The 15,350-nt window shown below is 42.0% G+C and carries 9 protein-coding genes; all 9 read right to left on the reverse strand.

Going from position 1 to position 15,350, the window contains the following annotated elements:
- Window positions 1-34 precede the first annotated feature (34 nt).
- Window positions 35-598, reverse strand: a complete 564-nt coding sequence (locus AC1DQW_RS15220) for an RNA polymerase sigma factor (RefSeq protein ID WP_477454864.1) — start codon at window positions 596-598, stop codon at window positions 35-37.
- 419 nt (window positions 599-1,017) lie between these two features.
- Complete coding sequence (locus tag AC1DQW_RS15225) at window positions 1,018-1,818, reverse strand: DUF4350 domain-containing protein (RefSeq protein ID WP_477454866.1); 801 nt, start codon at window positions 1,816-1,818, stop codon at window positions 1,018-1,020.
- A gap of 18 nt (window positions 1,819-1,836) precedes the next feature.
- Window positions 1,837-4,008: an alpha-galactosidase gene (locus AC1DQW_RS15230; protein ID WP_477454867.1), complete on the reverse strand. Its 2,172-nt coding sequence runs from the start codon at window positions 4,006-4,008 to the stop codon at window positions 1,837-1,839.
- Window positions 4,001-4,891: an AraC family transcriptional regulator gene (locus AC1DQW_RS15235; protein ID WP_477454868.1), complete on the reverse strand. Its 891-nt coding sequence runs from the start codon at window positions 4,889-4,891 to the stop codon at window positions 4,001-4,003. Before AC1DQW_RS15235 ends, AC1DQW_RS15230 begins: the two co-directional genes overlap by 8 nt.
- Window positions 4,892-4,926: 35 nt before the next feature.
- Complete coding sequence (locus AC1DQW_RS15240) at window positions 4,927-6,354, reverse strand: alpha-L-fucosidase (protein ID WP_477454869.1); 1,428 nt, start codon at window positions 6,352-6,354, stop codon at window positions 4,927-4,929.
- Window positions 6,355-6,519: 165 nt separating this feature from the next.
- Window positions 6,520-8,583 (reverse strand): discoidin domain-containing protein, encoded by a 2,064-nt coding sequence (locus AC1DQW_RS15245; RefSeq protein WP_477454870.1) that lies wholly within the window; start codon window positions 8,581-8,583, stop codon window positions 6,520-6,522.
- Window positions 8,584-8,606: 23 nt separating this feature from the next.
- The gene (locus tag AC1DQW_RS15250; protein ID WP_477454871.1) at window positions 8,607-10,028 is read right to left on the reverse strand and encodes a chondroitinase-B domain-containing protein; all 1,422 of its coding nucleotides are present in this window, start codon (window positions 10,026-10,028) and stop codon (window positions 8,607-8,609) included.
- Window positions 10,029-10,318: 290 nt separating this feature from the next.
- Window positions 10,319-11,752: a RagB/SusD family nutrient uptake outer membrane protein gene (locus tag AC1DQW_RS15255; protein WP_477454872.1), complete on the reverse strand. Its 1,434-nt coding sequence runs from the start codon at window positions 11,750-11,752 to the stop codon at window positions 10,319-10,321.
- A gap of 20 nt (window positions 11,753-11,772) precedes the next feature.
- Window positions 11,773-15,276, reverse strand: coding sequence for a SusC/RagA family TonB-linked outer membrane protein (locus tag AC1DQW_RS15260; protein ID WP_477454873.1), 3,504 nt, complete (start codon window positions 15,274-15,276; stop codon window positions 11,773-11,775).
- Between the last annotated feature and the right edge of the window lie 74 nt (window positions 15,277-15,350).

Here is a 15,350-nt window from a genome sequence, read left to right on the forward strand (position 1 = left end):
TATAATACAAGCCCAACTGGTTTTGGTACCAGATTTATTTAAAAAAAAGGAAAATTATTACCAGGAATACGTCCAATCCTGTACGTAATATTTTGAGGGCATTGGAGATCTGATTTTTTACGGTTCTGGGGGCTATGTTGAGCATCTCAGATATTTCGCTGATAGATAAGTTTTGTTGACGGGATAATACAAATACCTGCTGCATTTTACCGGGAAGTTCTTTAATACGGCCTTCAATTGTAAGTGCGAGCTCTTTGGCAATTAAATCGTCTTCATTAGTAAATTCGTTACCGCCGCTTAACTGCAAAAGTTCATCCACACCTTTTTTCCTGACTGCATCCTTTTTATAAAAGTTAATAATGTTATTCTTCAGTGCTCTTAACAGGTAAGATGAATTATATTGATCGGGGCAAAGATTAAACCGGCATTTCCATAAACTGATAAAAACCGTTTGAACAAGGTCCTTCGCATCGTCGGGAGAACCTGTTGAACGATAAGCCACCTGATATAAGACCCTCCAGTTTCTTTTATAAAACTCATCAAAGGCCCGGATATCTCCTTGCTTAATTAACGTTATTAACTCTACTTCAGACAGCATTTTTCATCTAATAAATAATACAGTCTCCCTTTAAGTAAGCCTATATTACTAATAATTGGTTTTTTGATAATTGGTATTGCAATTAAATTATAATTACGACTTGTTTATGCAATTAATTTAGCAATTTATTCATCTATATTGCTATCTGGTTAATTACACTAAAGTTAATTTATCAGCTATTAAACAGCCCCATTTTATTTATAAGTATAAATTATTTATACGATGTTAACTGGCTTATAATTTTGACAGAATTCATTCTGCCACCATTTAAAAGTATATTAAAAATTGGATAAGTACAAAATAGCAACATAAATGTTACTTAAAAACCTGCACCTATATTTTAACGCAAGACACTTATTCACTGCATTTTATATTTCCAAATAATCAAAACCAGCATTTTTCATCCTTTGTTTATTAAACTATTTCTTTTTGGGCATCTGCGCCAGGAGCCATTTGGTTATATCTATTGCCACTTTATCGTTTTCGAAACCAAATGTTGCCGGAAGCCGCCCGTTCGTGTATTCATTATATATCCACGGGTCGCCAACTGCAAACACTATCCCCCTTCCATAACGGGCAACGGCTACAATCACTTTGTTACTATCTGTAAGTACCGGTTTTGCATTTAACGATAATTTAAGCGTTGCTATATCCTTCAAATAAATCTTTCTGGCCGTTTTAAATACAGAATTATCCGGGGGCACATTTATCGCTCCCATTTCAAATTGTTTGTCAATAACGTGCTTATATAAATCATCATTAAAATGAATTCCAAATTTTTCAGCAAGATTATTTAAATGAGGCAGCTCGGCATTAGCGCTGTCATTTGCAAGCATTACCAACACGCCACCATTTTTTACCCAACCGGTTATGGCTTCAATATGCCGGGGCTCAATATAATTAGGACTGGCCGTTTCTTTCCTCGTATCAGGGTCAACAATAATATAAATATCGGTACCTTTTAAACTTTCTGCACTGGGTTGCTCTGTAAGGCTTTTCAGGCTTGCTCCATTCTGTTTAAAAATATCCCCCCATATTGAATATCCGGAACTTTTGGTATCCTCCCAGGTATAATGAAAACGCTCCATTGTACCCGATGCATTTTTACGATATTCATTATTAAAGAAATAATCCAAAGTAACGGTTTTAGTCTGAGCCCTTGCTGCAGGTATAATTATTCCGGCAAGCAATGCTATTATGGTGTATTGTTTAAATTGCATCAGTAGCTTATATTAATTTTAATTCTCTGCATTTATCTCTATTACCATGCTGGTTAACGGGATTAACTTTCCCGGGGTTAAATTAAGCCCCATAGTCATCAAATAATCACCGCTAAAAACACGACCATTTTCTGCAAGGTTTGACCTGGCACCCAGCATAAGGTTTGTTTCTTCCACCTTATATAATTTTTGATTGTCCAGTCCCTGTAGCCGCACCCTGTTAAATACTTCTTTATACCTTGTGTTAAGGTTGTAATTAAACAAAACAGCCTTTGACTTTTCGGCATTTACATACATAGCCACCATGCGGTTTTCGTCGTAGGGAGAAATAATACGGTACAGATCGCCAAGCCAGATTGTATTGTTTAGCCGGCTATAATTTTTAACAGCCTGCTTGCTAAACTGCAATTCCTCATCGGTCATTTTGCTTACCTTAATATCATACCCCAGCTTACCCATCATGGCAACATCTGTACGGAATTTGATAGATTGTTTTCCCCAGGATGTAACGTGGCTTGAGATAGTTGAGGCCGGGAAAAAATTACTATACCCCCATTGTATATACACGCGCTCCAGGGGATCGGTATCATCACTTGGCCAAAACTCAGTGAAGTATTTTAAAGCCCCATAGTCGGTACGGCCCCCGCCTCCTGAACACAGCATAATAGGTAAATGCGGATATTTTTGCCTTATACGATCTAAGATTTTATAAAGGCTTAAAGTATAGTCAACAAACAACGCCGACTGCCTATCCTTTAAATATGGCGACCAGGTATTACTCATACTCCGGTTACAATCCCATTTAATATAAGCCAGGCCAGGATTCTTAGTTAGCATATCAACCACCGTATGGTATACATAGTCGGCTACTTTAGGATTTGTAAGATCTAACACTAACTGGTTACGCTGATAATTTTCATCCCGGTTAGGTAATTTTAAAATCCAATCCGGATGCTGCTCATATAGTTCACTTTTAGGATTGACCATTTCCGGCTCAAGCCAGATGCCAAATTTTAATCCTTTAGCCTCAGCTTGTTTAACCAAATAGCCTATCCCGTTTGGTAGTTTTGACTTGTTCTCCTGCCAATCTCCTAATCCCGCTTTGTCGTTATCACGGGGGTATTTGTTTCCGAACCATCCGTCATCAAGCAAAAACAGATCGACACCCAGTTTTGTAGCATCATCAAATAAGCCCACCAGTTCTTTTTCATCAAAATTAACATGTGTAGCCTCCCAGTTATTTAATAAGGTGAGGCGTGGTTTATTGCCATCCAGTACACCATAATTGCGCGCCCATTGATGCAAATTCCGGCTCGCCTGCCCCTTCCCTGTAGTTGAATAAGTAAAAATAAACGCCGGAGTTACAAAGGTTTCGCCTTTTTTTAATTTATAGGCTGATGCATAGGGGTTAATGCCCGATATTACTCTTAACGCGTTGCGTTCATCTATTTCAAAATGGAATTGAAAATTGCCCGTCCACGCTAATGTGCCTGCAATTAACTCCCCGGTTGTTTCATCTGCCGGTTTATTTAGTGCGAGGAAAAATACCGGGGTTTGATACATATCGGCGCGGGTGCCCAATTTACTGTCTATTTCTTTTACGCCGCTTGTAAGCTTGCTTTCCTGCATTTTCATTTCAGAGGCCCAATCACCATGAAACTGCGTAAGCCAATAATCTTTAGCCTCAAAATGCAGCATAGATGAAGCGTAATTTTCTAAGGTTATTTCACCTTTTTCATCATTTTTTATTTCGGCCCATGATTTTATGATATCCTCCTTATTAAAAGCCTGGTAATGCAATATTACCTGCACCGGATATTTGGGATCCTGCAACAATATATTGGTTTCTGAAATATTTTCGTCTAAATTTTTTGTTGTGTGGTTTACATACCTTAGCTCGAGCGATGGGTTACCGTCGCTATGAATTAAGCGGATGGCAGGTTGTAATAGGTCTTCCATCCCCCCGGTAATATAAGCCTCATGTTTATTATTGGGGATTAAGCTATTATCTACCTGATTTAAAAACCGTTTCCCCAGGTATGCCTGGTATAGCCTGTTATTGGCACCCACTTTAAGTACTACACTTGTGTTTTTTGTTGCTATAGTTATTATTTCTTTACCGGTTTGTGCGCTTGCAGCAGTACCGCCAAAAAAAAGTGCTAAGTAAATGTGTAGTACTAATTTATTCATATAAAGAGGTTGATTTTACCTGGATAAACTCTCTTTGATAATTTAAAGGGCTTTTGCCGGTAATCCGTTTAAAGTATTTATGAAAATTTGCAAAATTGTTGAAGCCGCTTTCGTAACATAATTGCTTTAAGGGCAGCCTGTTTTCTATAAGTAATTTACAGGCATGCCCAACTTTAATCTCCAGCAAAAATTTAGAATAGGTTTTGTGCGTGCGCGATTTAAAATACCGGCAAAATGAGTTTGGACTAACCCCAGCCAATTCGGCAAGTTCATCCATATGTATTTTATTTTTAAAGTTGGCCAGTGAATACTCGTAAATAACATTGATGCTGTCATTTCGCGACTCCTCAACATTCGGGCTAAATCCTATTGATGATAAGCTATCGGCCTGGTCACATTCGGCAATGGCATTTAATACCTCCATCAATAATAATATTCTTTTTGCCCCTTCGGCTACAAGCAGCCTTCCCATAATTTCGGCAATAGCTTTTTTTGCTTTTCCGGTAATTTGTATCCCACGCCTGGCTTTTTCCAGAACAGTTTTTATCATCTTGTTCTCCGGCAGTTGCAAAAAATCATTCCCCCAAAAATTTTCGCAAAAATGAGCAACCCTGATATCAACTTCGGCACTATTTTCCCTGGAAAAATAGACATCATCAAACCGCCAGTAATGCGGCAGATATGATCCTACCATTACAATATCGCCGGTATTAAACTGCCGAATGTTATCACCTATAAATTGAGTTCCGCTACCTTTTTCAAAGTGGATCAACTCAACTTCCGGGTGATAATGCCATTTGTTATTAATAGAAGGAACCAGATCCCGCCGTACACTAAAGGACTGAGCCGGACCAGATGATACTTTTAGCAATTGTGGTTTCATTTAACTTAATTTACCATTAACAATAGTTCAAATTATTAATCAAGCGCCCCGGTTTTTATTTCACCGGCAAGTTTGCCGGTTTGGGTATTCACATCTCCCTTAACCACAAGCTTAATTACCGTGGCAATACTATCAACAGCCTTATCGGCTACATTTACAGTTATGCCGTCATTACCTGCGTCGGCTTTTAAACCATTCCCCCCGTCAAGCATTTTAGCACTAACAACTTCATTTTTCAACCCAGGAATTACCAGTTTACCATCTACAGGCCAGTTAAATACAGAAAAATAGAGGATTGTATTTTTACCATCGGGCTTAAGGGTGCAACGCCCCCAGCTTAGCGGTTGTAACGGGCTTGCCTTGGTGGCGTATATAGCTTCGCTGTTTACCTTCATCCATTCGCCCATTTTTTTTAAAGTAGTTATGCTTTCCTGCGGGAACTCACCCTCGGCAGTGGGGCCAACATTTAACAGGTAATTTCCACCTTTTGAGGCTATGTCAATTAAGTTGTGGATCAAAGTTTCGGCAGTTTTCCATTTATGGTCGTAACTTTTATAACCCCAGGTTCCATTCATGGTCATGCAGGTTTCCCAATCTTTTCCGTCAAGCTCACTAAGGTTAGGGATCTTTTGTTCGGGTGTTTTATAATCGCCGGCAAAATTGGGGCGTTTAAGCCGGTCGTTAGTTATAATATTGGGTTGTAGCTTTAATACGTCCTGAAGTTTTTGCGCAAACTCGTCCGTCATTGCTGTTGGCGTATCCCACCAAATTACAGCAACATCGCCATAATTAGTAAGCAGCTCTTTTACCTGCGGTACGGCTACTTTATCAATATATTGAGCCATAGTGCTTGAGGTTTGTGCAGGGTCCCAATGGCCGTTGTTTTCTTTGGTATAGGCATCAATCTTTGCTGAGTCGGGGTTTGCCCAACCTTCGCTGCTTATTTTACGTGCCGCTGCACCACCGGGGTTATTCCAGTCCTGGGCCTGTGAATAATAAAAGCCCAGTTTAATACCATATTTGCGGCAAGCTGCAGCTAATGGTTTTAAAACATCTTTACCATAAGGTGTAGCATCGGCAATATTCCATTTACTGGCGTTTGATTTAAACATGGCAAAACCATCATGATGCTTTGCAGTTATCACAATGTATTTCATGCCTGCCTCTTTAGCCAGTTTTACCCAGGCGTCCGGATCGTATTTTACAGGATTAAACTTTTTAGCGTACTGTTGGTATTCGGCTACCGGGATTTTACCCCTGTTCATGATCCACTCTCCGCCACGTCCTACCTCATGCCCCTTGTATACACCCCCCAATCCGGCATAATCGCCCCAGTGAATAAACATTCCGAAACGGGCTTCGCGCCACCATTTCATACGTTCGTCGCGGGTAAGCTCTTTTTGAGCAAAAACAGTATGCGTAAATAATAGCAATAGCAAACAGGCTATAAAATGTTTTTTCATATTGGTTTACTTTTTAGCGGGTTACCGCTATGGTTTATAATGATTTGCAATTATGCTAATTGGTTATGAGCACGCGTTTGCACCGCTCTTACCCTAAGATACAAGCACGATGATGTTTGGTACCACCTCGGATCGGTAATAATCTACGAAAACGTTATAGTAGGGTCATATTTTGCTCTTCGGGCCTGTTTGCTCAAGATACAGGCCCAAATTGTTTATCGCGATAGGTCCGCTGGCTTTAAGTATCGTCAGTTTAACTTTCCAGGCTATAGTGGCAGGAAATTTCAAGATCTGTTTCTTTCCAACAACTCCACTCCCTCCGGCTAATAATTTCCAGTCGCTATTTACAAGCGCTTCAATTTTATAGCTGTTTATATGCTGCCCCAGCGCCTCGCTGAATTGAAAGGTATTGATGTCAACAGGGCCTTCCATATCAATCTCAATCGTAGCCTTTGTTACGCCCTCGCCTGCACACCAATAAGTGTTGCTGTTTCCGTCAATTGCTTTCTCGCCACCAAATTCACGTAAATTATCTTTAACATTGCTTGTGTTTACCGGGCGGTTTAGCGCCAGGTTTAAACCGGGTTGTTTATTATAATCTGTTTCAACCGGGGAGGCTTTTACCTGTTTATTAGGAAACATGCGCACTGTGTTCGCCGCATAACCTATATTTCTTAATCCCGTTATTCCCAACCTATCCGCAAGCTGCGCCAGGTAAAGGCTTTGTATAGCAACCGGAAACCCGTGAGAATCAAAGGTGCCTTCCGTTAAAACAGGGCCGCTGTCAAACAGTCTTGCTGTTTGCTCCCTTTTGCCAATACATCCGATAGCCCAGTTTACTGCACCGGGCGGGTTTTGGATTATATATGTTTTGGCAACGCAATTCCAGGCAACGGCCCAGCCCATCGTCCAGCCGTGGCCAGAGCCTGCGGCACCACGATTCATAAAATCTATACCTCCATCGGGTACCGTACAGTTATCAACCAATAGGCCGGTAGCCCATCGTTGGTGGGGCTGTATGCGGCTGCCTATACCCTTAAAAGTGCAATTAAGCAAAACATTAGGCCCCGGAATTAATGAAGATGTCCAAACAAAATAAGTATTACCACCTGTTATTTCGCAACGGTCAATCAGGTTTTCGCTCCCTTCCAAACTAAAATCCGTTGGTTTAGATGCACCAAGATTTGGATAAGTATGCTTAACAATAACCTTTTCCATAGTGATCCTGCTGCCGGCAAGTACAGTTGTATTCATTGTTTCTTCGCAAAACACATTTTTAACCCAGCAATCATCACCACCAATGCGTATACCGGCATAGGGGGCATGTCCATAATCAATTTCAAGGGGCGGGCATTGGATATGAATATTTTCTATCCCAACCTGTGTAACACGCCATACAGACTTTACTTTTGCAACCTCAATACCTGGTGGGTTTAAAAACCTGGAATCATAAGAATCAGCAAGGGGAATATCTACAGTTAATTTGTTGCCCGAAATGGCTGTAATTCTTCTTTTGCTAATACCCATTGCGCCTGCTTTGATCCATGTTTGCGGTTTACCCTCGCGGGTCATATTATCCATTCCCATAAAATGAACCCAGTTTTCGGTCACTGGTCTGTTAATGGCTATGGTATCTCCAATTGCAAATCCCGAGGCATCCGCCACCGTGAAAGCTATTGCGCCCGATGGTACATAAGCATCGGTAATTAAGGTTTTGGCAGTGTTTACTATACCGCTATCTGATCTTTCTGTTTTTCCTAATGGCACATTTAGGTTGCCGCGGCCAATTATTATAGCAGTATGAGGACTACCAACCATTTTTATTGTAGTTCCTCCTGTTCCGCTACCGCCCCCCCGCAATACTATCCCTGGTGTTGACAAAATGATTGGACCAGAACAAATAAATACCCCCGGGGTAAGCTCCACTGCTCCTCTAAATCCATTTTTTAATGGCATTGCTGCCACCTTGTTAATGGCGTTCTGAATTAACTGAGTATCATCGTTTCCACCTGATGAATTTACTAAACATTTTACGGGCACAACTGGCAAGGCCACACCACCACCCTTATAACCGGCTTGCGAAAAATCCATGATCTTATCGCCGGTTGGCGTGGTTTTATAAACCAGTTTGCCATTGGCACCGCGATAAACCCACTGGCTTGTTCCTCTTTGCGCAAATGTGTTAACAGCAATTAGCCAGCATAGGATGAATGCGGTAATATTTTTCATTGATATAATTAATTCTTTTGTGCTTAATGCTTAGTGTTATAACCTACATCTGCAGCATCAAGAACATGTGCTTTAACAGTTGCAGTGCTAAGCTCATCTGCCCCGATATCAAAGGGCGCAATACGTGGCTGCCCGTCCATATCAACGTTAACACCGGGATAAGATGCAGTTGCATGATCAATGGCAGGGCTGCCGGATTGAAGGTGATAAATACCAGAAGATGTTTTTACCAGTTTTGGATCAACTGTTTTATAACCCTCAGCTGGTATATTACCGGCATCCTTTACATTATACAAAATATTGCCTGCCCATTGCGGGTTGGTATAAGGCCCTGAAATAGCAGCCGCAGATCCCCCACCCTGGATAATATTATTTACTACTGTAACATAAGTGGCTCCCATTCCATTCTTACGCTCTGTTTGAATAATATTTTCCTTATTGTTAATCAGCGTATTAAATCCAATCAATATCCTGTCGGGCCGGTCATGAGCTGTTAGCTGTGCACCATCAGCTACTTCACCGTCGCCATTACCAATTACCATGGCCGAACTGCAATTTTCAAAATAATTACTATAGATCAGGTGGTCGTCACCAAAAATGCGAAGTCCCGGCGTGTTGAAGAAATAATTGCCGTAAACCAAACTTTTGTTGCCATGGCGTAAAGTAAACTGAGCCGGACAATCCCGAATGGTATTATACCTCAGTGTTACCGCCGACGCTTTAACCGAGATCAATTCATTCTCGCCCTGGCACCTTTCAAATAAATTATACTCAACAATACTATTGCTTGATGATAAACTAAAACCGCTTAACCCAAACTGAAGCGCTTCGGCACCGTTTTTACCGCCCTGGCTGGCAAAATTGTTAAAATAGTTATGATGAATATGCAGTCTTTCGGCAATTTGCTTCCCCTCGCCACGGATAGCGATAAACCGCCCCATGGCATTTTTATTTTGAAAGGTATTATAATCAATTTCCTGGTCGCTACCGGCAACGGTAAGTTCCTCGCCATCACCCGGGTTTTCAAAAAGGTTTTGTGTAAAACGGCAATTGCTTGTACCTACGCCTGTTTTTGCACGACCGGCGGCATGTGTAAATTTAAAGCCCCGTATAACAATATATGCTGCCGGGTTCATCAGGCTAAAGCCACCTTTTCCGGTAATTTCTGCCTTGCCTAAGTTTTGTGCGGCAATTGTTATAGGTTCCTTCTCAGTGCCTTTATTATTAACAATAATATCCTCTGTTGTTGTATAAACACCATCAGTAACAGTAATCAGGTCACCCGGTTTAGCCTTATTAATGGCCTTTTGCAAATCGGCAATAGAAGACACTGTTATAGTATTTGCTAAAAGTATTGTTGAAGAAAATAACGATAAAACAATAAATACAAAAGCTATCCTGACGCTATTACTTTTTAAATAAATCTGAAGGTGTTTCTTATACATTATCATAGGTTTTTTTATTGGATGGATATGACAACGCTAACTTCGACTTAATTTTTATTGGTTTAATTGCACAAAAAAGCTAATTGATATGCTGAATTGACCATACCATTATTGTTACAATTGAATTGAAAGCAACTCACGCAACCACATCGCGTGTACAGGCATCCCGAACGTTGACACCTGGGGTATCAGCCTTTCAGAATAGACGCCGGGAAAATAAAAACAGAGAAGGGATCCCCATTTATTAAAAACGCCCTGCCATGTGTAAAATCATGGCAGGGCGTTTCGGCTTAATACCCGGGGTTTTGGGTAAGATTAGGATTTAAAGAAATCTCCCTTGCTGGGATGGGATACAAATTTAGCGTAGGTACTATATTACCTATTGAGCCATTAACCGGCTTGTTGGTTGCTTTATAATCAGTCATAACCTGTACAAAGATATTCCACCTGATCAGATCGAACCATCTTTCGGCTTCAAAGCAAAGCTCCACACGCCGCTCTTTACGAATGGCTGTACGTGCATCAGCCTGAGATAGACCAGTTTTAGAGGCCAAACCTGAGCGATTACGGATCAGGTTAAGCTGGGTTAACGCATCGCTTGTTTTGCCGTTCTCATTCAAGGCTTCGGCATACAGCAAAATGATATCGCCATAGCGCAGTACCGGCCAATCGTTATCGCCCTCGCTGTTGGCTCCCACACTTTGATAAATAAACTTTTTAGCGTAGTAATACACCAGCGTGCCAGAAGTATAAACGCCAATAGCGGTGTTTAAACGGTTATCTCCTGGTTCAAAAGCATTATAAAGATCGGGGGTGCCGATATTATTGCTGTTACCGGTAACGGCCGTAATGGTAGTTCCCGATGGCTGCGGCACAAAGTTCCTTGCAAAAGTATTACCCTCGCCAAAGCCACCGCCAAGATATTGTACCGAAAATATAATATCCTTGTTATTATCCTTACCCAGCCCGAAGATCTGATCGTAAGGAATAAGTGTACCGGAAGTAGCCGCAACAGTAGCTAAAATCGATTCGGCCTGGGTAAACTTGTTCTCGAACATGTAAACCTTACCTAAAAGGGCATTAGCTGCAATACTGGTAGCCCGGCCAATATCCGACCCGGTGTAACTTGCCGGCAATACGGCCGCGGCCTCGGTCAGATCCTTTTCAATTTGCGCATACACAGCTGCAGTGGTAACACGATTATAGGTATAAGCCTGCTGCTCCGAGGTAATTTCGGTCAATATCAGCGGCACGCCGCCATACATGCGCACCAGGTTAAAATACATTAAAGCCCTTAAAAATTTGGCCTGCCCGGTATAACTGTTGCGATTCGCGTCGGTCATAACAGGGGTGCCAACGTGCCCCAATACAATATTAGCATAGGCTATGGTAGCGTAAAAACGGGTCCAGGCATTTTGTAAATTGGTTGATGTGGCTGTCCAGGTCAGTTTATCTTCTTCGCCATACAGCACCTCGCTTTCGCCATAAGTTTGGGCATTATCAGAAGGGAGCTCACCAAACCCATACTGCTCGTTATAAATAGGCCTCAGGCTGCTGTAGGTACCGGTAAGCGCGGTTTTAATATCTATCTCGGTAGTGTAATAAGTGGTTACCGGAACAATGCCCTGGGGCGTAATGTTAACAAATGATTTTTTACAGGAGGTTAGCGCCACACTTAAAATAAGTATGGATATACTGCATATAATTAATTTTTTAATTTTCATGATCTTTAGTGTTATAGCAATTAAAATCCAAAATTGATACCTATAATAATTGTGCGTGCCGTAGGATAAGTTCCCTGGTCAACACCCGGCGTGGTGGGGTCGCTTCCCATGATATTGGCTTCCGGGTTGTAGCCGGTGTATTTAGTAATCAGGAAAGGATTTTGAGCCGTTACATAAAGTCTGGCTGATTTTACAAAAAGCTTACGCAGCGTGATGTCGCTGAGGCGGTAACCCAGCGTAATGTTCCTTACCCGCAGGTACGATCCGTTTTCCACACTCAGGCTTGTTAAGGCAGGGCCGGGAAGCGCGCTGGTGGCAATCGGGCTTGCGTATAAAACATTTCTTGTAGGATCGGCCGGGTCAAAGTAGTTTTTATAATATTTGCTCAGCGAGTTTTGGTTGTTGTTACCTGTAAGGGTTTGCCTGTTATTACCATTAATAATATTCACCCCCTGTACACCTTGTATCAATATACTCAGGTCAAAGTTTTTGTATTGGAAAGTATTAGTTAAACCATAAGTAAAATCGGGCAGGCCGTGGCCTAATGCTGTAACATCCTTAACGTTAATTACGCCGTCACCATTCTGGTCTTTGATCATCAGGTCGCCTATATTATTACCAGACGCAACTTTAGCATTATTGGCAAGGTCGGCCGCGTTTCTATACACGCCCGCAATTTGGTAGCCGTACATAATACCCAAAGGCTGGCCTACTTTTACCTGGTAAACGTTGTTCCAGCCATTAATAGCCTGAACGGCCGGCAAAGCAGCCGGACCGCCCAAATCAAGCACCTTGGTTTTATAGGTGGAGAAGTTGGCATTGGTGTTCCAGTTTACCGGGCCTAACCTGAAACTGGTACTGGCTGTAAACTCAAATCCCTTGTTTTGCAGCTTACCCAGGTTGGCCTGGTACGATGTAGCATAACCAACATCAAGCGGCAAAGCCTTATTGAGCAACATTCCGTTTGAATTGCGGATAAAATAATCAAAGGTTAGCGCAATTTTATTTTGCATAAAGCCAATATCTGTGCCAACACTGGTCTGGTCGTTCTTTTCCCATGTTAAATCGGGGTTTGCAAAACCTGTTTGCTGCGTGCCGAACAAGCGGTTGCTGCCGGATGCATAATTTTTATTTAACGCAATGGAGTTTACATATGTAAAACTGCCAATGTTAGCATTACCTGTGCGGCCGTATCCACCTCTCAGCTTCAATTCATTAATGCTTAATTTGGCCAGTGGCTCTTTCAGGAAAGACTCCTCGGCCAAACGCCAGCCCATAGAAAACGAAGGGAATACTGCATACCTGTTGTTGGGCCCAAAGCGGGATGAAGCATCCTGGCGAACAGCGGCGGTGAACAGATATTTACGACTATAATCATAAGTAAACCTGCCCGCATAAGACAGGAAAGTATTAGCATCGAAAACCTCGGTGCCAACCGTATTAGGTGATGCCAGCGGGCTTTGCACGGCAGTGGTGATAAATGTACCCGGCAAACCCGCGGTATAGTTTATTTGCGAATTATACTTTTGGGCCGAAAACAAACCCAGCACGTTAAAGTGATGCTGGCCAATCTGCTTATCGTAGGTGGCTGTATTTTCCCAAACCCAGTCAAAACTGTTACGCACATTGTCTGAAGCGAAAATGCCTGCCAATTGTGGATTTGAAGCAGAAGCCGTTGGTGCCGAGCTATAGGCCATGGTACCCGGTATATAGCCATGAACCTGCTCATTCTCCAGCGTGGCGCCTATATAGGTTTTTAATTTTAACGCAGGGATAGGCGTATATTCTAAAAAGGCGTTACTTAATGTACGGAATGCCCTGGAACGATTTATAGACTGACTTAGAATATTTACCGGGCTATAAAAGTTACTGGCAGAAAATACTGCTGTAGGCGACAGGTTGTAACCCAGTTCGCGGTCATAAGGCTCTGCAAAATCGCCGTTGGCACGGTATACCGGTACAATTGGCTGAAAAGTTAAAGCCTGATTAAGCGGACTCGGTAAATTCAAATTGGCCACTAATCCGGGTACACCTACTATATAATCGGCGGGGTTGGCCCCGGCGCCACTGGCCTGGCCAGATGAGGGTTGCCTAAACTGTTCGGCATATGATGGTGAAATGGAGAAACTGAACTTTAGATTTTTAACAATATCCGCATCCAGGTTTACGCGGGTAGTGTAACGGCTGTAATCAGTGCCTATTAATACCCCTTTTTGTCTGAAAAAGCCGGCAGAAGCATTAAAGCGGATTTTCTCGCTGCCACCAGAGGCATTCAATTCGAAATCACTAACCGGAGCAGACCTGAAAATAGCCTTTTGCCAGTCAACATCCGGCAGGCCGGAGATATCACCATCTAATATGCTGGGATACTGTAATCCTTTAATTCGGCTGAGGTCTTTAACCTGTTGCACATACTGATCCTTTTTTAAAACACTAATATATTTGGTTACGTTCTGGATGCCGGAATAGGCGGTAACAGCAAACGTAGTTTTGCCTGCCTTGCCCCTTTTGGTAGTAACCAGCACTACGCCGTTAGCCGCACGTGAGCCGTAAATAGCTGCCGATGCCGCATCTTTAAGTACCTCTAACGACTCAATATCACCAGGGTTAATCAGGTTAAAATTAGCGGCTGTTTCCAGCGGATAGCCATCAACTACATATAAGGGATCATTGGACGAACTTAATGAGCTTACGCCACGCACACGAATGGTAGGCGCAGCGCCCGGTTTTGCACCCTGATCTGATTGTACCTGTACACCGGCCGCTAAACCGGCCAAAGCTTCACCCGGAGTGCCTACCGGCTGATTTCCAATGTTTTTACCATCAACCTTTGTAATTGCCGCTGTTACAGTAGCCCTTGATTGCGTACCATAACCAACAACAATAACATCGCTAAGCGTTCGGGGTGCATCAGCAAGGGTCACGTTAATCACTGTGTTACCGCCAACCGTAATTTCACGGGTAACAAAGCCTATAAAAGAAAACACAAGTACACTGTTATTATCGGGCACTTTAATTGAATAGCCGCCATTATTATCGGATACGGTGCCTTCCTGGGTGCCTTTTAATTTAATACTTACCCCCGGCAAAGCCTGCCCCTGGCTATCTGTTACTTTTCCGGTAATAGATATAGCCTGAATAACCGGTTTATTAAGATGGCTTTTTTGCTTTATTACAACCGTATTGTCGTCGCCAAAAACTATCTCTACAGGCTGGTTAGCAAAACATTGGTTTAATACGTTTTTTAACGCCGCATGATTAACATTAATAGTTACAGGGTTTGTTACTTTTATAATAGCAGCATCGCAAATAAAGTTGTAACCGGTTTGTTTGGTTAACTGGTTAAGCACTTCATTAACAGATGCATTTTTTACATTTATACTAACCTCCTGAGCATAGCTTGCAGCATTTACCTGCAAAAAAGTAACCATTAAAATAATGATTATAAGTTTCATGATCAGAAGGAATTTAGGCGCATGGCAAGGCATCTCCCCGCACTTTAGTGCAGTAAAAATTTTATACATTTGTTTAGGATTAAATAATTGGTTATCGTATTAATTGGTTTTTTATCCGCGTTAGCCTTTGTCAGCTAAACAAT

The sequence above is a fragment of the Mucilaginibacter sp. P5_A4 genome (assembly GCF_056400605.1).